Below are 20,061 nucleotides of genomic sequence, written 5' to 3' on the forward strand. Positions count from 1 at the left end.
AGCAGCGGGACGTCAAACTGCTGTGGCTGCTACAACGCCATGCACCGGACGGTACGATGGATTCATTCACGCGAGCCTGCTAACGTTCGCGAATGGTCGCTTGTACGCCTTCGTGCAGCCCCCAGTCGGATTTTTTTGCATCGTCGCGCACTTTCAGATTCCGTCCATTCTAGAGCTTAGTACTACGGTGTTGTCGTGTTCAATTTTACATACAACATCACCAAATGTAGTTTTTGCCGGTAGGAATATGATCCACGCTCCTTTCTCTTTATCAATTACCTTACTACGCACCCAGTGCGTATCGAGGTGATGATTTTCCGCGAGCGATGGAAGGGCTATCACAAGCGTACCCGGCTTGGCGTCGCCGCAGAATCCACGCACGCTCCTCACATCCCACCACGACCAGACGGCGAACGAGCCAATTAGCACGAAGATCACTAATAAAAATTTCAGAAGTTCTTTCAGGTCTTTCATACTATCCAGATAGTGCGACGGTCGTTGAAATGGCGCATTGTGATCGCGATGCTCTCCTATTCGCGCAACTGGATGCTCCCCAAAACACCATGAGCAGAAGTCACCTAGCTTACGTCGGCTTCCTGTCGACTTCCGCCGACTCTCGCCAATCGGCTCACCGAGTTCTGCAAACCCAAGGTGCTAATCCGTGTACCTGTTTTGCCCGATCCAAAAATGAACGACGGCTAGGGCATTTGCTGCGTGGTCGCCCCAATGTATGGTGAACGATTCTTGCCATTGAGAGGCGGCCGCCGCACGGTCACCTGCATCGAACAAGAATAGACCCTTCTTTAGATCGCGCCAAATGTCGGCGAGATCATCTGCAAGATCCCCAAGTGCGGACTCCGCGGCGGGAACTTCCAAAGGATTACAAATCGTTCCGTAGTATCCAACGGGTAGCTGACCGAAACGTTTGAAGGTGACCGTCCAATCGTTCCGTGTGAGCGTACTGTCCACCCATTCGCATTCGCACTCGGGCAAATTCGCTGCCATGGCGTAGAGCGTCGAGAGGTGCCGCCTTGCGAGCAACATTTCGGACTTCGCGGTCGTTGCTGACGCAGCCAACTCAGCCCAATCGCAGAAGCCGCGTACTGCGATAGCGAAATCATCTATAGATGTCATATTTTGCGCGTCACTTTTTCTAGTAAGTACAAGGTCGACTCGTTATAACATGTCGGCTCGTGGCCGCTGTTGGCCCGATGACTGCCGATTGTCGTTGACAGCATGACGGCGCTAGCCGGCGGTTGACGCCCCAAAGCCAACGTTCGGCACATCCAGAAAAACGCACAAATGCGATAGTCCACTATGCTTGTGGCGCCCAGAAACCGCGGACAAACGGACTAAATTGGAGTGCATTCTTGGCGTCGACACCGATGCGTGCCATAACGTCGACAAAGGTAGTCTCAACTGTTTGTGAATTAGAGTCGTCGATCGGACCGAATTGTTTGCCGTCTTGAACGCCGAGGGCATAGACCGAGTCAATGTTTCCCCACGTGTCATAAGCCAGATATAGCCAAGACTTCGCTTGCGCAATTCCAGTCGCAGCGGCGAGGGCGTTAATTTCATCTGCAGAAGGCGTCATTCCTACTAAAGAGGGAAGTCTGATGCCCACCCCGACAAAAGGCGTCGTGATTCGCCGGATAAGGGACTCAGCTGGGAGCGCTGAAGAATTGATGATCTCGCCATCTGATGGGGCGAGGAATCCAGCAAATTGATACGCCATTTACGTTCTCTTTCTGTAGGTGCTTCTGGCAGAGCACGGACATCAGAAATGATTCCGGTGCCATTATTTCTTAAATGCCCGTGTTAACGAGACTTCGTCCGCGATTCCCAAGAAGGGCGCGTTTGTAGTCCATAGAGTCGGTTGGGGGACAGTTCAGTTTGCGCCTTAACGGGGTCGTTCGCACGATCTCAAACGTCAAACCAAAATACCATCCGGGCTTTGTAACAGCGACTCTCAATGAGTTCCATCATGGCTACTGTAGCGTGCACCTCGATGTTTAGCGTCTCTATCTCACTATGCCTGACGCACGCAAGGAATGCCAAGCCGGGTACGCAACGTAGCCATGCATGTGCGGAAAAGGAAGTGCAAGAGCAGCGCGCGGACATGATGTCCGGTGGCGTGAAAAAACCAGCCTCGCTTGTTCGAATAAGTTACCTGGCTTTCGCGGATTTCTATATCGTGTAGTCTCGCCATTCGGGTCTGCGCACCTTTAACCAAATGCAGGCTATTGTACTTGACGAAGTCGGGTGCTTTCCGCTCGCCGAAGTTCTTTTGCAACCGCAAGAACCCATCAATCAGCAAAGGGAGTAGAGCTTGATCCAGCTTGACAGCCACATTGTTTCGGATATCGCCGCGCTTGAAGGGATTTACGGCAAGCCTGCTGCGGCATCGATAAAAAAAGAAGTGGCATACATTCATCCACACTATCGAAAATTCATCGAGGCGGCGCCGTTTGCCCTGCTGGCGACAAGCGGATCGGACGGTCTCGATGTGTCGCCCCGAGGTGACCCCGCCGGCTTTGTCCGGGTCCACGACGAATTGACCTTGCTGCTTCCCGATCGTCGCGGGAACAATCGCATGGATAGCTTGCGCAATGTCCTGCACGATCCCCGGGTCTCGCTGATCTTTTTGATACCAGGGATTGGAGAAACCTTGCGCGTCAACGGTACTGCATCAATTCACGTCGACCCAGGTTTGCTTTCAACTTTCATTATCGATGGCAAATTGCCGCTTTCCGTATTGGTCGTGAAAGTCAACGCGGTGTTTTTCCAGTGCTCGCGTGCGATACTTCGTTCCCATCTGTGGGACCTATCCAAGCACCGGCATCGTGGGGATGTGCCGAGCCCGGGAACAATCTTGGGGGATTTGAGCAGTGGCGAAATTGATGGTCAAAAATATGATGCCGATTTGCCCGGGCGTTTATCAACCACGCTTTATTGATCCCGATAGCGTTCAGAGCGATACCAGCTCACGCAGCCAAAGTTTTGTCTTTCGCAAACTGCGTAGGCGTGCATCCGACGTGCCGCGAGAAGGCGACACTGAACGTGCTCGTCGAACCGTATCCCACCCGCTCCGCAATTTCAGCAACACCCGCGGAATGTCGCCGAAGTAGATCTTTTGCGAGCGCCATCCGCCAACTGAGAAGGTATGCCATCGGCGTCACCCCAACCATGCGTTGGAACCGCGTGAAGAATGTTGAGCGCGATAGCGCCGCTTCCTTAGCCAGATCCACCACGGTCCAGGCGCGTGTCGGGTCCTTGTGCAGCGCGCGTATTGCAGCGGACAAGCGAATATCGGCCAGACCGCGCACCAAACCTGGCGACGCTGCCGTCCCCGATGTCGACCGCAAAGCCTCGATGAGCAGGACCTCCAACAGGTGCGCGAGTACAACCTCACGCGCTGGCCGTTGTTCCAGCGACTCGTCGTTCAACAGTCGGACAAGGAGTGCCAGCCGAGGTTCACCTCGAACATGAACAAGCGCTGGAAGTAAGGAGACCAGCAGTCCACCGTCGGGCGAGCCGAAACTGCAGTGACCGGCCAGAATGCGCAGGTCCGTCGGACCGTCTTGCGTCCCTATGCGGAACAAGCCCTGTCCCAATGCGACTGGCGCTGATTGGATTTCGCTTGCAGGCGGGACAAGACTCGACATGGACACGCCAAAAGCTGCCGGGATCAGGGCAAAGTCGCCCGCCTGGAGCACGATGGGGTCATGCCCGTCAAGGGCGAGGCGACAGCCGCCTTCCAGCACAACGCAGTAGAAGGGCTGTCCGGCATCGGACCGGCGGCTCTGCCATTGGCCTGCGCCCACGATGTGTTTCGAAAAGCGGGCAGTTGGCTGGAGTAGCGCAACCACCTCGGCAAGCGGATCAGTCAATCTGGACTCTCGCTAAAAATAAGTGGACTGAGCAGTGTAGCAAGTAGTGGCAAGGCGGTCTATCGTCATAGCTTGTTCAACTTCACGAATCGCTCATTATGAAAACCATCCTGATTACTGGCAGTTCCTCTGGCTTCGGTCTTGAGACAGCACGCTACTTCCTCGAGCGCGACTGGCGCGTGCTTGCCACCATGCGCACGCCGCAATTGGACCTCCTTCCGCCATCCCGGAACTTGCAAGTACTCCAGCTTGATGTGACTGACTTGCAAAGTGTGCACCGCGCAATCGAAGCGGCGGGTCCAATCGATGTGGTGGTCAATAATGCAGGATTCGGGGCGCCGTCGCCCTTCGAGTTGACCAGTATGGAGGCGGTGCGTGCACTTTTCGAGACCAACACCTTCGGAACCATGGCAGTGACGCAAGCCGTGTTGCCCCAAATGCGTGAGCGCCAGTCAGGCGTGATTATTAACGTGACGTCAAGCGTGACCTACAAGCCACTGCCTTTGGTTGGGGTTTATCGCGCTGCCAAGGCTGCCGTGAACGCATTTTCGGAGTCGCTCGCCAGTGAGGTGGCGCAATTCGGGATCCGTGTGCACATGGTGTTGCCCGGCTCGTCGGGCGAAACACGGTTTCGTGAGACCGCACGCACGCGGCTTCAGGGAATGGATAACGCGATCTACGGCGACTATATGAAGCGCACGATCGCAAGGATGGCGGAATCGACTGGTCCGGGTACGCAGTCTAAAGATGTTGCGGAAGCGGTGTGGCGGGCGGCAAACGATGACTCGGCGCCGCTGCGGATACCAGCGGGCGCGGATGCCCTGCAATGGGCGTCGGAAGCAGGCTGAGCAGTGTCGGGGAACTGGTATAGTTGCTTCAGCCGCTATCCCAAGGGCGAACTCATCACTATGGAGACGGGGATATCATGAAAAATGCCATCATTACGGCGCTGCTCACCGCTACATTGCTACCAGCCATTTCGGCCGTGGCCGCCAGTCCTGCCGACGCTGCCATCGCCATGGTGGAGAAGGGCGCTGCCTACTTGTCAAAGAATGGAAAAGACGCGCTGGTCAAGGAAGTCAATAACAAAAATCCCGAGTTCGTGACCGACACCACCTATCTGACCGTGCGGGCGCTGGACGGCACGCAACTGGCGCATCCGACTAACCCCAAGCTGGTCGGTAAAAACATGGTGGTACTGCCGGACGCCGATGGCAAGCTGTTCCGCAAGGAGATCATCGACCGCGCCAAGAGCGAGGGCAAGGGCTGGGTCGACTACCGCTATAACAACCCGACCAAGAACGAAATTGAAAAGAAGTCGACCTACTTCGTCAAGCAAGGCGACGTGATCCTGGAAGCGGGCATCTACAAGGGGAAATAGACGGTGCGTGATGGGGGAGCATGTGTCAAGCGACGTATTGCTCCCTTTAATTTGCTGCGATCCGGCCCGGCTATTTCTATATTATTATTCGCCCACATCAACAACGTCTGGCCGCTGGCCGGCATCGTACATGCTCACAGCGACCCCATCCGGTGAACTGACCTGCACGCACTGGCCAACAAGTGACTGCAAGATATTCCACACGCGCTTCGACCCGGCGCACTTTTCCCTGCTCCAGTTCGGTAATGCAGGCATCGACTTACCACCAAAAATCGCCACCGCCGTCCCCAAGCGGCAGGCTGAATTTTTCCATGGACGCTTGTGCGCGCAGGCTGCCTTGCGCGACGCCGGGGTGGCGCAAGGGCAAGTCGGCGTTGGCGCCCAGCGCGAGCCACTCTGGCCGCAGGGCATTGCGGGCAGCATTACCCATCACGGCGCCATGGCTGCAGCCGTTGTCCTTCCCGCAGCGCGCTGGGCCGGGGTGGGCATGGATGTGGAAACGGTTGGTTCGGGCCAGCAGTCGGCGGCGCTGCAAGAAACCATCATCATGCCGCGCGAACGCCTTGTGCTCGCCGCTCACGACAGCGCAATGGGCATGGACACGCTGCTGACCCTGGCGTTCTCAGCCAAGGAAAGCTTTTACAAAGGTATCTATGGACTGGTTGGCCGTGTACTGGACTTTGACGTGATCTCGCTGATCGGCATTGAAGCGTCCACCGGCACACTCTGGTTTGAAGTGATGGAAGCGCTCGGCGGACTCTACCAGCCTGGTTACCGCTTCCAGGTGGCGTTTGCCGCCGAGGCGGGGCAAGTGATGACCCTCTTTCGCAGGGCCGCTTAAAAGTTTTGGTTAAAGCCGACAATGAGGCTGCTGGTCGCGTCACCGTTCTCCACAGCCTCACTGAACGACAGCGCCGATGCCTGGCCATTTTTCAGCCGGGCCACACTAGCGTACGCTGCCACCGTCCTTGACAGGTTGTAGACATAGGCCACGCCCATCACAGTAGCCGTGTTGCCCACAACCGGCTTGCGCGACGTTTTCGCATAGTTCAACAGCACCTTGCTGTTGGGCGCAAACTGGTAGCCCATGCCCACGCTGTACTCGACCGTGCGCGCGCCGCTCTGCTTGAAATCGAGGTTTTGCAAGGCGGCAGTAAGCCGCACCTTACCGTTGTCGTAATTAAATCCAGTCAACAGAACGTCAACGTCGGGGTTGGCCAGCGAAAAGCGCTGATCGCGAATCGCTGTCACGCCGACCCGCAAGCCTTTTCTCAGCTCGTAGGTGCCGGACAAAAACACTTGCTCGCCCTCGGGGAAACGCGCTGGATTGTCGTCGCGCTTGGCCACCATCAGCTGCAGGTTCAGTGCATTGTCCGGCATGAACCAGCCTTGCACCGACACCGCCTTCGGAATACTCGAATAGCGCTGGCTGGCCTGGAAGATCGCGTAGGGCGTTCCCCAGAAGGCCGTGCCGAACACGTCGAATTCGTAGCCCATTTGCAGCATGTGCGGGGAAAATTGCCGCCCCAGCGACAGGCGCAGGTTCTTGCGCTGGATGGCCACGCTGGCGACCCGGTTGAACAGATTGTTGGGATCCATGCGCTCGCCCGTATCGGGCAGCAAACCAGCGCCCAGGGTGGTCAGGACGCGGGTCTCGTCGTCGATACGCTCTTCCGCGCGGATCACAAGCCGCGACACGGTTTCGCCGCTGCTATCGAGCTTGGTAACGGACTTGCCGGGCACGCGCGTGTGGTCCACATACAGGTCGACGGCGCCGCTGACCGTCACCGATGCCAGCGCTGGTGCAGCGCAGGCGGCGTACAAACAGGCGCCTCTGGCCAGCGCGCCTAGCATGCCGCCTCCGCCGTCACTGATACGTGCGTGGCCAGATCGGCTTGCAGCGCTTCGAGCCAGAGGTCGTCGCCTGCGGGACCAAGCAGGAAGTGGCCCGCCTCCAGGCTACGCGAGAAAAACTGGCCGCTTTCCCGGCACCATGGCGCAGCATCAGCAGCGGAAATGGCCGGGTCGGCGCTGCCATGGTAGAGATAAATCGGGCAGCGCAACGGCGCTTGCCGGGCCGCTTGCAGATAAGTTTCGCTGGCGCGCAGATCGGCACGAATCACGGGCAGGAACAAGTCCAGAAATTCCTCATTCATGTTCGCTTCCAGACCATCGATCTGGCGCAGCTTGTCCAGCAGATGCTGCTGATCCATGGCGTGCCAGTTCAACACCGGCGCGGCCGTGGTGGGCGCGCGCTGGCTGGCCACGAACAGCGCCTCGACCTGGTGGCCGGCCGCCTCCAGCCGCGCGGCCAGATCGTAGGCCAGCAGCGCGCCGTAACTCAGGCCGGCGATTGCAATCCGCGTGCCTGCCAGTGCGCCAGCGAGCTGCTGCATCACTTCGTCGGTGACCGCGCTGACCTGCTCGTGCGGCAAATCCAGCAGACGGCCTTCACGGCCTGGCAGGATGGGTAACACCACCTTTACCTGGTCGGGCAGGCTGGCGCGCCAGCTGCGATAGCGCCCCATGCCGCCGCCGGCGTGGGGAAAACATATTAAGGACAACGCGGTTGAATCAAGCACTTCGGGATACCTCGATCAAAATTGGAAAAGTACACGCTGCTGGCGTTGTTAGCGGGCCGGGCCCATCCAGCTCATCAGTTCGTCGAGCGCCTGGTAGAAACCGGCAATCTCGGCTGCGTCGTTGTACAGATACGCCGACACGCGCAGCGTCTCGCCGCCGGCCAGTTTGCTCACCAGCGGCTGCGCACACAGGTGGCCGCTGCGCACCATGTAGCCGTACGAGTCGCTCATCATCCTGGCCACTTCGCCGGCCACAATGCCATCGGCCAGGCGCAAGGTGGCAATGCCAATGCGCGCGTCGGTGCTGTGCGGGCCGATCAGACGCAGGTAATCGCGTTCCAGCGCCCCCTGCACCAGTGCGACGCAGTTATCCTGTTCGATGCGGTGGCGCTCCGGCGTATCGGTCGCGCGCAGGTAGCCGATCGCCGCCGCGCAGCCGATGACCGAGGCGATGGCAGGGGTGCCGGCCTCGAATTTGTGCGGTATGCGCCGCTCGACGCTGCCCTCCAGATCGACCCAGTCCACCATGCCGCCGCCAACTGCGAGCGGGCGCAAACCCGCCAGATGCGCGCTACGGCCGAACAGACAGCCAACACCGGTCGGCCCCAGCATTTTGTGCGGTGAAAATGCCATGAAGTCGACGTCCAGCGCAGACACGTCAATACGCTGGTGCGGCAGCGACTGCGCCGCGTCGAGCACGATGACTGCATCGCAGCAGGCGCGCACTTCGGCGATCAGCTCCTGTACCGGGTGGATGGCGCCCGTCACGTTCGAACAGTGCGTCAGGGCCACCACCCTGGGCCGGTCGCGCAGCAGCTGGCGGAAGTGGGCGCGGTCGATTCGCCCTTGCTCGTCCACCTGCGTCAGCGCCAGCCGGCCGGCGCGGCGCCACGGCAGAATCTGCGAATGGTGCGCATCGAAGCAGCCCACAATGTAGGCATCCGGATTGAGCGTCAGGCCGCTGGCGACCAGGTTCAGTGCTTCGGTCGTGTTGCGAGTGAAGACCACTTCGTTGGCGGCCGCCCCGATGTAGGCGGCAATTGCCACGCGCGCAGCCTCGTACGCGTCTGAAGCATCTTCCGACAGGCGGTGCTTGCCGCGATGGATATTGGCGCCGTTGAAGGCGTAGTAGTTGGTGACCGCATCGATCACGGCCTGCGGTTTGAGCGTGGTAGCGCCGTTATCGAGGTAGACGATGCGCTGGCCGTCAATGTCGCGGGCCAGTGCGGGAAAATCTTTGCGGAAGGGGTTCATGCGCGCGTCTCCGCTGAAATATGCGACGTCACGGGCTGGAATTTGCCGCTGCGTTCGCAGGCGATGTAGTTGACTGCCTGTACCTGCAGTGGATTGGGGGCGAGCAGTGCAGTCACGCGTTCCACCATGGCTGCCAGATCTCCGGCCTGCAGCTGCTCGTTGGCGATGTAGCGCAGATTGCAGGCGCCGCTCTTGTCCTGTTCCAGCTTCCAGACATCAATACCTGGGGCGTCGCCCACTGCCGCATCCACCGCGCCGGGCGTGACGATGCGCCCGTCAGCCAGTTCGATCAGGTGTGTCGCGCGCCCTTCGATGCGTACCAGCGGCAAATCGCTGCCGCAGCTGCATTTGCCAGGCAAAGGCGTGAACATGTCGCCGGTGGCGTAGCGGATGCGCGGCACCAGCGCGTCGTCAATGGTGGTGACGATCAGCTGCCCGGCCTGGCCGGGCGCGACGGGATCACCGGCTGCATCGATGAACTCGACGTGAAAGTCGACGTCATTGATATGCCGCTGGCCATGATGGCATTCAAAGCCCAGGTAGCCGATTTCGGACATGCCGATCATGTCACCAATGGGGAAATCGGCGCCCAGGAAGGCTTCGATCTGGCGCCGCGCCACGCGGGTCATGAGCGTGTAGCCGGACACCAGGTGCAGCTTGCGCGGCGAGGCGATGCGGCGGCCCAGCTGCTGTGCGCGCCGGATCAGAAACGCGAAATGGGTCGGGTCCACCACCAGCAAGTCGGGTTCGTGCGCGGCGATTTCGTCCAGGGCCTTGATCACTTGCCACTCTGGGGTGGCCAAGACGTCATGCGCCACGGCCAGCACCAGGGTGCCGTCGGGCAGGGTGCGCTCCTCCATGGTCGAAAAGCCGGTCGCGCATTCAACGTCCGAGCAGTTGGGCGGCGCAAAGCGGCAGGTCTTGGGACGGCTGCCTGGGCGCCACAGCGTATCGAAGCGGCGGTTCACGCCCAGCGCGGTGGCCTGGCGGCGCGACAGGTCGAACGACAGGATCGCACTGTTCAGGCGTTCGCCCGAGGTCCCCGAACTTTGAAAGCGCATCACGTGCGGCGAATTGAGTGTGTAGCCGCGCGCCAGCACGCCGGCCGGGAAATTGCGCCGGTAGTGGGGCTTGGAAGTGGGCGGAATGCGCCGGAAATCGTCCAGGCTGCGGATCTCGTCCACGGCAATGCCGCTCGCTTCCATGTGCTTGCGGAAGAAGACGGTGTGTTCAAACGCGTAGGTGATTTCCTCGCGTACTGCTTCAAATTGCGCGTTATTCATGTCATTGCTACCAGAATCGAGCGCGGGCCGGTGTAAGGGCGGCGGCCGTGCGCAAATTGTTCGTTGTCGACGACGACCACGTCGCCGGCCTGCCAGGGCGTCGCGATCTCCTCGGCCTTGTAGGCGGCGCGGATGTCCGCCAGCTCGTGCGCCGTGAACGGCGTGCCGTCGCCATGCATGGCGTTGCGCGGCAGCTCGTCCTCGGCGAAGTCGGCCCGCAGTTCCTGCTCCACCTCGTGCGGCAGGGAACTGACGTGGAACAGGTGGCCCTGATTGAACCAGACCCGCTCCCCGGTGGCCTGGCACAACAGGCTGGCCTGCACCACATGGCGCGTACGCAATCGTTCGCCGCCCAGCCATTCAGCGGCAATGCCGTGCGCTTTGCAGTAGGCATCGACCTGGCTGCGGTCGCTGGTCTGGAAGACTTCTTGCCAGCTCAGGTCCAGACCCAGTCCGAAATTGCGCACGTACATGACGCCGTCGCGCTCGAAGCGTTCCCGCACGTCCGGCGCAATGCGTGCATACACGCGCGCGCTGTCGGCCAGTGGCGTTTCGCCGCCCGTGACCGAAGGCTGCACGCAGGCCAGGAACAGCAGCGCCGGCCAGGCGTCGGTGTACGACATCTCGTTGTGCATCGGGATGGTCTGGTCGGCCGGGTATTCGGTGGAGGTGAACACGCGCCCGCTTACCTGGGTGCGTGGCGTGGAGCGGTTGTCGTACTCGCGCAGCGCGCCCGCATGCAGCGTGGCCAGCTCGCCCAGCCCTGCGGCATCGAGCGCGCCAAAGCCGCGCAGCAGCACCGCGCCGCGCTCCTTGAGGAGGCGGCCCAGCAAGCCATCGGCACGGCGCAGCCAGTCGCGCGCGTCCATCCCGGGAATGGTTGGCGTGCACAAGGCGATGCGTGAGCCCTCCTGCAGTGCGCTCACGCGCACCAGCTCCCCGCTGCCAACGGCGATGGCCTGGCGCCGTCCGGCAAACGGGGTGGCGCGTGGGGCGGCGACCGAATCGGCGCTCATGCTTGCCCCGCTTTCGCAGCCACGCGCGCGTCAATCAGCTCGGCCAGTTCCGACACGACGGAGCGCTCGAACAGGCTACGCAGCTTCAGATCAATCTGGAAGGCTTTGCGCAGGCGCGCGATCAGCTGCGTCGCCAGCAGCGAGTGTCCGCCGATATCAAAGAAATCATCCTCGGCGCCCACCCGCTTGAGCAGCAGCAGCTCGGCGATGATGCCGGCAAGCGCCGTTTCGGTCGGGGTGCGCGGTTCCACATATGGCTGGCCGCTGTCGCCGACGGCACCGGGTTCGGGCAGCATGGCGGCGTCAATTTTGCCTGCGCTGGTCAGCGGGAAGCGGTCGAGCGCGACAAAATGCGTGGGAATCATGAAGTCCGGCAGATGCTCGGACATGAAGCTGCGCAGCCAGTCTGCATTGCCGCGCGAGCCTTCCGCGTCCACCAGGTAGCCAACGATGTGGGTGGCGCTGCTTTCGCCAGCTTCAATGGCCAGACTGGCGCTCACGCGCGGATGCAGGCGCATCACCGCTTCAATCTCGCCCAGTTCCACACGGAAGCCGCGCACCTTGACCTGGCGGTCGATCCGGCCCAGGAATTCGATGCTGCCATCGGGCAGATGACGCACCCGGTCGCCCGAGCGGTACATGCGCGCACCGGCTGTCTGACTGAACGGATCGGCGAAGAAGCGCTCGGCCTGGCCTTCGCGCTGACTCAGGTAGCCATTGGCCACGGTGGCGCCGCCAATCCACAGTTCACCGGGCACGCCGTAGGGCAGTGGGCGCTGCTGCGGGTCGAGCACATAGGCACGCGCATGGCGCATCGGCCGGCCCAGCGGCACGGTTGACGCCAGCGCCGCCAGGGCGTTCGAACTGGTTTGGCCGCACAGCACGCCCACCGTGGTTTCGGTAGGGCCGTAGTGATTGAAAATCTGGCACTGCCCCGTAAAGCTCTGGAACAGGTTGAACCATCCCCAGCTGAAAGGCTCGCCACCCAGCACCAGGCGCTGGCGCGGCAGGATCTGCTCCGGTGCATCGGCCACGGCAAACACGGACGCCAGGTGCGACGGCGTGATCTTCATCAGGTCGTAACTGGCCTGCGCCAGTTCCGCGGCCAGGGTCTGGGCATCGGCCGCCACGTCCGGCGCGATCACCAGCAGTTCGCCGCCACTGGTCAGGGCAGGGAACAGGGCGGTATTGCCCAGGTCCGTGGCCAGGCTGCCCAGGGCTACCGCATCAATGGCGCCACTCAGGCCCAGTCGCTCGGTGACGTTGTCCAGATAGGCGGCCAGCTGACCGTGGCCCACCACCACGCCTTTTGGCACACCCGTGGAACCGGAGGTGAACAGCACGTACGCTGGGCTGTGGGCCAGCGTCTGCACGCGCGGCGCCGATTCGCTGCGCGTGGCGCACACGCTCAGTGCCGCGTCCAGCACGACCGCATCGACGCCGTCAGGCAGGTCGGATGCCAGCGTGACCACATGGCGCAGTGCTGCTTCGGTGAAAATCTGCGCCTGACGCTTGGCAGGCAAGGCCGGGTCGACCGGCACGTACGCGGCGCCCGCCTTGGCAATGGCCAGCATCGCGACGATGGCAAGATCCGAGCGTTCCAGATGCAGACCGACCAGCGTGCCGGCGCCCACACCGCGCGCGCCCAATTCATGGGCCAGACGGTTGGCCGACTGGTCCAGCTCCCGGTACGTCCAGCGGCGCGTGTTGAAGCGCACAGCACAAGTCTGCGGCGCGCGTGTGGCCACCTGTTCCACCAGCTGGTGCCAGTGCACCTTGGGTGCGTCCGCACCTGGCGTCGGGTTGGTGGCGGCGATCAGCGCCAGACCCGCGGCGTGCGGCAGCATGGCCAGCGTGCCCAGGGCCTGTGCGCTGTCGGCGGCGAACGCGGTCAGCGCAGCCTGCAGGCAGGTCATGAGCGCTTCAGGGCCGCCATCGGCCATGCCTGCGGCCTGGTAGCGCAGTGTCAGATGCAGGGCATCGCCACATGCCACCGCCGTCAGGGCAACCTTGCCGCTGCCGCCAGCGGGCGCTGTTTGCAAAGCTGACAGCGTCAGTGCACCACCGGTCTGCGCCAAGGCCTGCTCAATGAACGCAAAGCCGGGCAACTGGCGCGCACCGGGCGGCAGCGGTTTAACCAGCGCTTCGTCGGTCTGTTCGAGCACGTCCAGCTCCAGATCGATCATGCGCAGCAGTTCGCGCAAGGTGGTAGTGTCGCCCAGCGCAGCGATGGCGGGCATCGCTTGCTCAAACGCGCCAATCGCGTGCTGCAGCTCTTCGAACGGGCGGCGTGTTACAACCGTTTCGATGGCGACGCGTTCAGGCCGGCCGCAGGCATGCCACAGGGCGGCGTTCCATGCGGCCAGCACGACGCTGCGCAGGCTGCCTTGCTCGCGCAGGCGCGGCGTCAGCGCCGCAGGCACGGTCCAGTCCAGCGTGTGCGTGTGCAGGTCGGCGCTGTTCAATTCGAGCGGCAAATGCAGGGCAGGCAGTTCGGCCAGCTGGGTGTCGCGCTCGGCCATCAGCTCTTTCTGGCGCGCGCTTGGGGCACTTTGCTCCGACTGCCATTGTGCAAAGTCGGCATACTGCACGATGTCGTCGCGCTGCCATGGCTGGTCGGCCAGGCGCGAAGCGTAGGCCTGCTGCAGGTCGCGCAGCAGCACCGGCACCGAGACGGTGTCCACGCTCATGCGCGCGGCCGACAAGATCAGCGTGTGGCGCCCGTCGTGCGCGAACAGGGCAACCCGCAGCGGCGCGTCCGCGCCCACGTCGGTGGCGCGTTCGCGTTCGGTCTGCATCCAGGCGGCGGCTGCATCGGCATCGCCGTTCTGCATGTCGATGGCCAGCGCCTGTGGCTCTTCGATCACCATCAGCAAGCTGCCGTTTTCGCCCAATACTGGGCGGTACACGGTGCGCAGGCTTTCATGGGCCTTGATCAGGTCGAACAGGGCGTGACCCAGCAGTACCCGATCGACACTGCCGTCGATGTGCGCAGCCGCCACGGTGCGCGTTGACGCGCCCGCGCGCACCTGGACCAGCAGGCGTTCCTGCTGGCGTGAGAGCCGGAAGCCATCCCATGCTTTCGGCATTACATCTGTTCCATATCGATCCACAGCGGACCCTCCATAAATTTATTCCAGGTTGCACATGCTTCGGGGCCGAGATACTCAGCGGCGAGTTTCCAGAAGCTGCCGTACTCCGCCGGCAGGTTCAATTGCGAGTGGCCGACCTGCGCCGGCAAGTGGGCTAGTACGTCGCCCAGCTTCAGGCGCAGCAGGTCTTCAAATTCGTCGCGCTCCATCGCGATGGGCGCGCCGGTGCGGCGATCCTTCATTTCCGGGTTGCCCTTGGGGCGCATCAGGTTGCGCAAGCTCTTGCCCATCGACGCGTAATTCATCACCGAGAAGTTGAAGATCATCTGTTCGATGCTTGGTCCGACGATGGCCCGCACTTCGATCCGTTTGGCCTCGGGGATAGCCTCGACGTCATCGTTGTGCAAACCCTCGGTGCCGTACACACCGTGAAACAGGCCCGCCAGGCACACGTCAGGCGCGGCCTGCATGTCCTGCAATATCTCGCTGACCCGGATCATGTGTTCGAGCAGCGTCTGGTCCTGGTGCGCCACTTTGTGGGTACCAAGACGGAGCAGATCGCTCCGGTACTTTTCTGTATCAAGCATTCAGGTTTCCTTGGTTGTGGATGGGGATCGGGTGCTTTTGCGCAGCGCGGCGACGCGGGCCAGACCGCCGCCCGCACGCTGGGCCGGCGGCGGCGCGCTGGCCTGGGTCGTCGCGCCCAGCCAGGCGCTCAGGCCGCGCACGGTGGTGTGGCGGAACAGGTCGACCAGCGGCAGCTTGCGCTGTGCCAGCGATTCAAGCGCGCGGTGGGTGGCGATCAGGCGTGCCGAGTCGCCGCCGACGTCGAAGAAGTTGTCGTCCGGGCCGATGTCCTGCCGTCCCAGCACTTCCTGCCACACCGCCAGCACGCGTTTATCCATCAGCGTGATGGGCGCGGCGCTGGTGCTGACCGCTTCGCTCTGGAATTGCGGCTCTGGCAGGCGCGCGCGGTCCACTTTGCCGCTGCTGTTCAAGGGCAGGGCGGCCAGCGGCACAATCGCGCGCGGCAGCATGTATTCAGGCAGGCGGGCGCGCAGCGCCGCCGCCAGGCGCCGCGCCAGGCCTGGCTCGTCCGGTGTGTCCGTCACCACGTAGGCACACAGCCAGCGCGCCTGCCGCTCGCCGCGGATGGCAACGTGAGCAGCGCGCACCCCAACCTGCGCCGCCAGCGCCGTTTCAATCTCGCTGGTCTCGATGCGGTAGCCGCGGATCTTGACCTGGTTGTCCAGACGGCCCAGGAACTCCATGCTGCCATCGGCGAAATAGCGCGCGCGGTCGCCCGTGCGGTACAGCCGTTGACCGGGCGCGCCGAACGGATCGGCAATGAAACGCTGCGCAGTCAGAGCAGGGTCGCCATAGTAGCCATCGGCCAGTACGTCGCCACCGATGTACAGGTCACCAGCCACGCCGACCGGTACTGGTTCCAGCCGGTGGTCCAGGATGTGGTAGCGCGCATTCTGGATCGGGCGGCCGTAGGGAATGCTGGTCTGGCCCGGCTGCACCTGTTCCACCGGGTGCCAGTTGGACCAGATTACCGCTTCGGTCGCGCCGCCCAGGGCCACCACCTCGGCATCGGCGCAGGCGCGGATGCGGTCGGGCAGGGTCACGGGCACCCAGTCCCCGGACAGGAACACCAGCCGCAAGGCCCTGGCACGCTGCCCTTCCAGATACGGGACACATTGGTCCAGCGCGATCGGTGCGGAATCCCAGAACGTGACATCCTCCTCGACCAGGATGCGCGCCAGCGCCTGCGGGTCGCGCACACTGGCCCGCCCGGCGATGCGAATCGTGCCGCCGGCCGCAAGCATGCCAAACATGTCGTACACCGACAGATCGAACGAGACCGAGGTGACAAACAGCAGGCAGTCACCCGGGCCGACCCGGTGGGTTCGGTTGACCCAGTCAATCAGGTTGTGGGCAGGACGGTGGCGCACGGCCACCGCCTTCGGCGTTCCAGTCGAACCGGAGGTGAAGATGATGTACGCCAGCCGCTCAACATCGTCCGCCGGCAACGCACGCTGCGCATGCGGGGCCACCGGCGCGTCAGCCTGGATGGTCGTCAATACGGTATGGGCGGCCAGCGCCCGCGCGCGTTCTGCGAACACGGCGTCGGATACCAGCAAGCGCGCACCGGCCACGTCAAGCATGGCCTGGTGCCGCAGCAGCGGGCTGTCCGGATCGAGCGGCACGTAGACGCAGCCGGCCATCATGATCCCCAGCAGGCTGGCAACCAGGTACGGCTGGCGGTCGCACAGCACGGCCACCCGATTGCCTGGGCGGGCGCCGGCTGCGAGAACGCACTGCGCCATCAGTGCGGCCTGCGCTGCCAGTTCGGCATAGCTCAGCTCACCGGCATCGGTACGAATCGCTACCGCATCCGGCTGGCGCTGCGCGCGCTCGAGGAACATGCCGTGCAGCGTATTAACGCGTGCGTGCGTGACGGCAGTCGCATTCCAGTCATCCAGGATGGTGCGCCGCTCTGTTGGCGTCAGCAGCGGCAGCATGCCGACGGTTAGCCCGGGATCGGCCAGGGCAGCGCGCGCCAGCGTCATCCAGCCTTCGCCAATGCGCCGTGCGCTGGTGCGGTCGAAGCGCTCGCCATCGTACTCGACGACCAGTCGGATGCCATCGTCCGACAGTCGGAAGAACATGCTCAGGTCAAAGCGCGATGCCGGCAGCTCGATGTCGACCGGCTCGCCGTGCGCACTGCCCAGCGTCAGCGCACCCGCTTCCTGCAGAACCGACAGCATCACGTTCGCCACAATGCCGCCATGGCCCATGCGTAGACAGGCGTTGGCACCGACCACGCGGTCAATCGGGGCGCGACTGTGTGCCTGGGCGGCCAGCGCGCGTTCGCGGGCATGGCGCAGCAGTGTCGCAATATCGGACTGCAGATTGACTTGACCGCGCATCAGCACCGTATTGACGAAGCAGCCAATCGCGTCGCTCAGGCCGGGGTGGGGACGGTCGGTCACGGGCACCGCCACGCAGATGTCGTCTTGCCCGCACAGGCGTGCCAGATAGGCCCAGCTCAGAGCCAGCAGCGCGTGGAATGGCGTGACGGCATGCTCTGCGCACACCGCGGTCAGGCGCGCGCGCATGCCAGCGTCGGCACTGACGATCACCTGGCCGCCTTGTCCGCGCGGCTGCGTGGCAGGGGCGCGGTCGGCAGGCAGGGCCAATGGCTGCGGCGGATCGGAAAACTCGGCGGCCCACCAGCGCTGGTCGACTGCCACAGCGGCGCCGTGTTCCGCGCCGTGCAGCCAGCCTGCCGCATCGATGCTGCTGGTCCCGGGCGGCAGCGACTCGCCCCGGTAGGCCGCGGTGACAGCGGCCTGAATCAGTTCGGCCGAGCCATCGGCGGCAATATGATGGGTCACAATCACCAGCAGAGAAGCGCCGCCCGCAACGTTGATGGCCAGGGCGCGCAGCGGTATTTCCCGCTCGAGCTGGAACGGGCGCGCGGCGAACGCGGCGGCCTCGCGGTGTGCGTCTTCTTCGCCATTGAGCGCCAGCGTCTGCAGCACCGTGTCAGGCGCGGCCACCACCTGCTGCGCGATCCCGGCCGGCACCGGCACGCACACCGTGCGCAGCGCAGTGGCATTGCGCAGCACCGCGCACAGGGCCTGGTCGAGCTGGCGCCAGTCGGGCGCTTCGGCAAAGCGCCAGGCATAGGCGATGTTGTAGCGGCAGCCGCCAGGCTGGAGCGACTCCAGCGTCCAGTAGCGTTGCTGGGCCGGCGTGGCGGGCGCCGGTCCGCGCTGGTCCTGACGGTGCTGCAGTGCGGCCGTCCTGGCCGCCGACGGCAGCAGCGCTGCTTGCGCGGCGAGGGTGGGATGGCGCAGCAGCGCCACTGCATCGACCTGGGCGCCGCAGGTGTCGGCAATGCGGCGCGCCAGACGCACCGCCAGGATCGAATGGCCGCCCAGGGCAAAGAAGCTATCCTCAGGATGGACCGGACGCACGCCCAGCAGCTCCTGCCACAGCGCTGCCAGCATCGCCTGTTCGGTGCTCAGCTCTGCGCTCCGCGCATGCGCATGCGACTGGCGCGCCAGCGCACGGATGGCATTGCGGTCAGTCTTGCCGTTCGGTAGCAGCGGCATCTGCGCAAGGATGTGCCAGTCAGTCGGCACCATGTAAGCTGGCAGACGCGACGCCGACCACGCTGCCAGTGCGGCGGCGTTGACGTCGGCGCTGGCTTCGATGGCGCAGCGCAGATACGGCCCGGTCAAGTCGCTGTCCATGCCCACCACGGCAGCTGCTGCCACCGCCGAATGGGCGCGCAGCGTCATCTCAATCTCACCCAGTTCGATGCGAAAGCCGCGCAGCTTGATCTGGTCGTCGCGCCGGCCCAGGAACTCGATACGGCCGTCGGCAAGCTGGCGGCCAAAGTCGCCGGTGCGGTACATCGCCCGTCCCGGGTACTGCGGGTCGGGCAGGAACACGCTGGCACTCAATGCAGCGCGATTCCAGTAGCCGCGGGTCACGCCCGGGCCGCCGACATGGATCTCGCCTTCCTCACCCGGAATCACCGGGGCGCCGCTGGCGTCCAGCAGATACAGGTGACGGCCCAGCAAAGGGCGGCCAACGGTCATGCGCTGTTCATCCGGCGGCACCACGCAGCCGGTCGAGTATGTGGTGTCTTCCGACGGCCCATACAGGTTGTAGACGCGGCAGTCGGGCAGCACGGCATAGATCTGGCGCACCAGATCCAGCGGCAGCGGCTCGCCCGCCAGATTGATCACCTTCAGCTGTTCTGGCAACGCTTGCTGCGCAAGCAGCTCGCGCAGCACCGAAGGCACCGTATTGAGCAGCGTGGCCGCATGGCGGCCAGCGCTGGTGGCAAACGCAAGACCGTTGTCGATGATGTCGATTGTGCCGCCCATCGTCAGGGGGGCAAAAATTTCAAATACCGACAGATCAAAGGTGATGGACGTGGCAGCGACCACACGCGACAGCTCATGCTCGCTGTATTCCGCATGTGCCCACGCCAGCATGCAGTTGACGTTGCGATGCTCGATCATTACCCCCTTCGGCCGTCCGGTGGAGCCGGAGGTGAAGATGACATAGGCCAGGCCGGCCACATTACTCATCTCCGGACCGTCCTCGGTGCTGTAGCCGGCCAGTTCAGCCTCCAGCGCATCGAGACACAATGGGACCGCGTGCCGTAAATCGATCTGCGCGGCCAGCGCCGTGGTCGTAATCACAAAGGGTGCGGCGATATCGTCGAGAATGAAGTTGATGCGCTCGGCCGGGTGCGCCGGATCGAGCGGCACATAGGCGCCGCCTGCCGCCATGACACCCAGCAGGGCCGCTGGCAGATCGATGGTGCGCGGCAGCAGAACGCCGACGGGCGTTTCGCCGCGCACACCCCGCTCGCGCAGCAGGCGTGCCAGGGCATTCACGCGCCTGGCCAGTTCGGCGTAGTTGAGGGCCTGTTCGCCGCAGCGCACGGCCACCCGGGCCGGTGTGCGCTCGGCCTGCTGGAACACGCGGCGGTGCAGGCAAGCCTGTACGATGTCGCTTTCATATGGCATGT

16 protein-coding genes are annotated in these 20,061 nt (G+C 63.2%); 4 read left to right on the forward strand and 12 right to left on the reverse strand.

All coding sequences use genetic code 11. The annotated features are described in order from the left end of the window. Positions 1-153: 153 nt before the first annotated feature. The 3 genes from BUC24_RS06330 to BUC24_RS06340 form a co-directional block, all read right to left on the reverse strand. The gene (locus BUC24_RS06330) at positions 154-474 is read right to left on the reverse strand and encodes a hypothetical protein (RefSeq protein WP_073213234.1); all 321 of its coding nucleotides are present in this window, start codon (positions 472-474) and stop codon (positions 154-156) included. A 180-nt stretch (positions 475-654) separates the two neighbouring features. Then, positions 655-1,134: a DUF5063 domain-containing protein gene (locus BUC24_RS06335; protein WP_073213235.1), complete on the reverse strand. Its 480-nt coding sequence runs from the start codon at positions 1,132-1,134 to the stop codon at positions 655-657. Between the two features lie 181 nt (positions 1,135-1,315). Further along, positions 1,316-1,735 carry a hypothetical protein gene (locus BUC24_RS06340; RefSeq protein ID WP_073213236.1) on the reverse strand — a complete coding sequence of 140 codons (420 nt, stop codon included), beginning with the start codon at positions 1,733-1,735 and terminating at the stop codon, positions 1,316-1,318. 597 nt (positions 1,736-2,332) lie between these two features. On the opposite strand from BUC24_RS06340, the gene BUC24_RS06345 reads away from it, so the two are divergent. Further along, positions 2,333-2,956 (forward strand): pyridoxamine 5'-phosphate oxidase family protein, encoded by a 624-nt coding sequence (locus BUC24_RS06345; protein ID WP_073214853.1) that lies wholly within the window; start codon positions 2,333-2,335, stop codon positions 2,954-2,956. 28 nt (positions 2,957-2,984) lie between these two features. Here BUC24_RS06345 and BUC24_RS06350 read toward each other — a convergent pair whose 3' ends face one another. Continuing rightward, complete coding sequence (locus BUC24_RS06350; protein WP_073213237.1) at positions 2,985-3,890, reverse strand: AraC family transcriptional regulator; 906 nt, start codon at positions 3,888-3,890, stop codon at positions 2,985-2,987. A gap of 98 nt (positions 3,891-3,988) precedes the next feature. Between BUC24_RS06350 and BUC24_RS06355 the strand changes: the two genes are divergently transcribed. From BUC24_RS06355 to BUC24_RS06365, 3 genes are all read left to right on the forward strand, one after another. Continuing rightward, complete coding sequence (locus BUC24_RS06355; protein WP_073213238.1) at positions 3,989-4,738, forward strand: SDR family oxidoreductase; 750 nt, start codon at positions 3,989-3,991, stop codon at positions 4,736-4,738. 77 nt (positions 4,739-4,815) lie between these two features. Continuing rightward, complete coding sequence (locus tag BUC24_RS06360; protein WP_073213239.1) at positions 4,816-5,271, forward strand: cache domain-containing protein; 456 nt, start codon at positions 4,816-4,818, stop codon at positions 5,269-5,271. Between the two features lie 130 nt (positions 5,272-5,401). Further along, on the forward strand, positions 5,402-6,112 hold the full coding sequence (locus BUC24_RS06365; protein ID WP_073213240.1) for a 4'-phosphopantetheinyl transferase family protein: 711 nt from the start codon (positions 5,402-5,404) through the stop codon (positions 6,110-6,112). Here BUC24_RS06365 and BUC24_RS06370 read toward each other — a convergent pair. The 8 genes from BUC24_RS06370 to BUC24_RS06405 are packed head-to-tail and all read right to left on the reverse strand — an operon-like array spanning position 6,109 to position 20,059. Continuing rightward, on the reverse strand, positions 6,109-7,125 hold the full coding sequence (locus tag BUC24_RS06370; protein WP_083598730.1) for a porin: 1,017 nt from the start codon (positions 7,123-7,125) through the stop codon (positions 6,109-6,111). The two genes, BUC24_RS06365 and BUC24_RS06370, sit on opposite strands and share 4 nt — an antisense overlap. Beyond that, positions 7,119-7,853: a thioesterase II family protein gene (locus BUC24_RS06375; RefSeq protein ID WP_267873469.1), complete on the reverse strand. Its 735-nt coding sequence runs from the start codon at positions 7,851-7,853 to the stop codon at positions 7,119-7,121. The genes BUC24_RS06370 and BUC24_RS06375 overlap by 7 nt, the downstream gene beginning before the upstream one ends. Positions 7,854-7,901: 48 nt before the next feature. After that, complete coding sequence (locus BUC24_RS06380) at positions 7,902-9,107, reverse strand: aminotransferase class V-fold PLP-dependent enzyme (protein ID WP_073213243.1); 1,206 nt, start codon at positions 9,105-9,107, stop codon at positions 7,902-7,904. Beyond that, complete coding sequence (locus tag BUC24_RS06385; RefSeq protein ID WP_073213244.1) at positions 9,104-10,390, reverse strand: phenylacetate--CoA ligase family protein; 1,287 nt, start codon at positions 10,388-10,390, stop codon at positions 9,104-9,106. The genes BUC24_RS06380 and BUC24_RS06385 overlap by 4 nt, the downstream gene beginning before the upstream one ends. Continuing rightward, on the reverse strand, positions 10,387-11,406 hold the full coding sequence (locus BUC24_RS06390; RefSeq protein ID WP_073213245.1) for a TauD/TfdA family dioxygenase: 1,020 nt from the start codon (positions 11,404-11,406) through the stop codon (positions 10,387-10,389). The genes BUC24_RS06385 and BUC24_RS06390 overlap by 4 nt, the downstream gene beginning before the upstream one ends. Continuing rightward, complete coding sequence (locus BUC24_RS06395; protein ID WP_083598731.1) at positions 11,403-14,495, reverse strand: non-ribosomal peptide synthetase; 3,093 nt, start codon at positions 14,493-14,495, stop codon at positions 11,403-11,405. The genes BUC24_RS06390 and BUC24_RS06395 overlap by 4 nt, the downstream gene beginning before the upstream one ends. After that, positions 14,495-15,085: a DUF6817 domain-containing protein gene (locus tag BUC24_RS06400; protein WP_073213247.1), complete on the reverse strand. Its 591-nt coding sequence runs from the start codon at positions 15,083-15,085 to the stop codon at positions 14,495-14,497. The genes BUC24_RS06395 and BUC24_RS06400 overlap by 1 nt, the downstream gene beginning before the upstream one ends. Beyond that, the gene (locus BUC24_RS06405; RefSeq protein ID WP_178372484.1) at positions 15,086-20,059 is read right to left on the reverse strand and encodes a non-ribosomal peptide synthetase; all 4,974 of its coding nucleotides are present in this window, start codon (positions 20,057-20,059) and stop codon (positions 15,086-15,088) included. It abuts the gene before it with no gap. Positions 20,060-20,061 lie beyond the last annotated feature (2 nt).

This window comes from Massilia sp. CF038, from assembly GCF_900129765.1.
GTDB lineage: Bacteria > Pseudomonadota > Gammaproteobacteria > Burkholderiales > Burkholderiaceae_D > Telluria_A.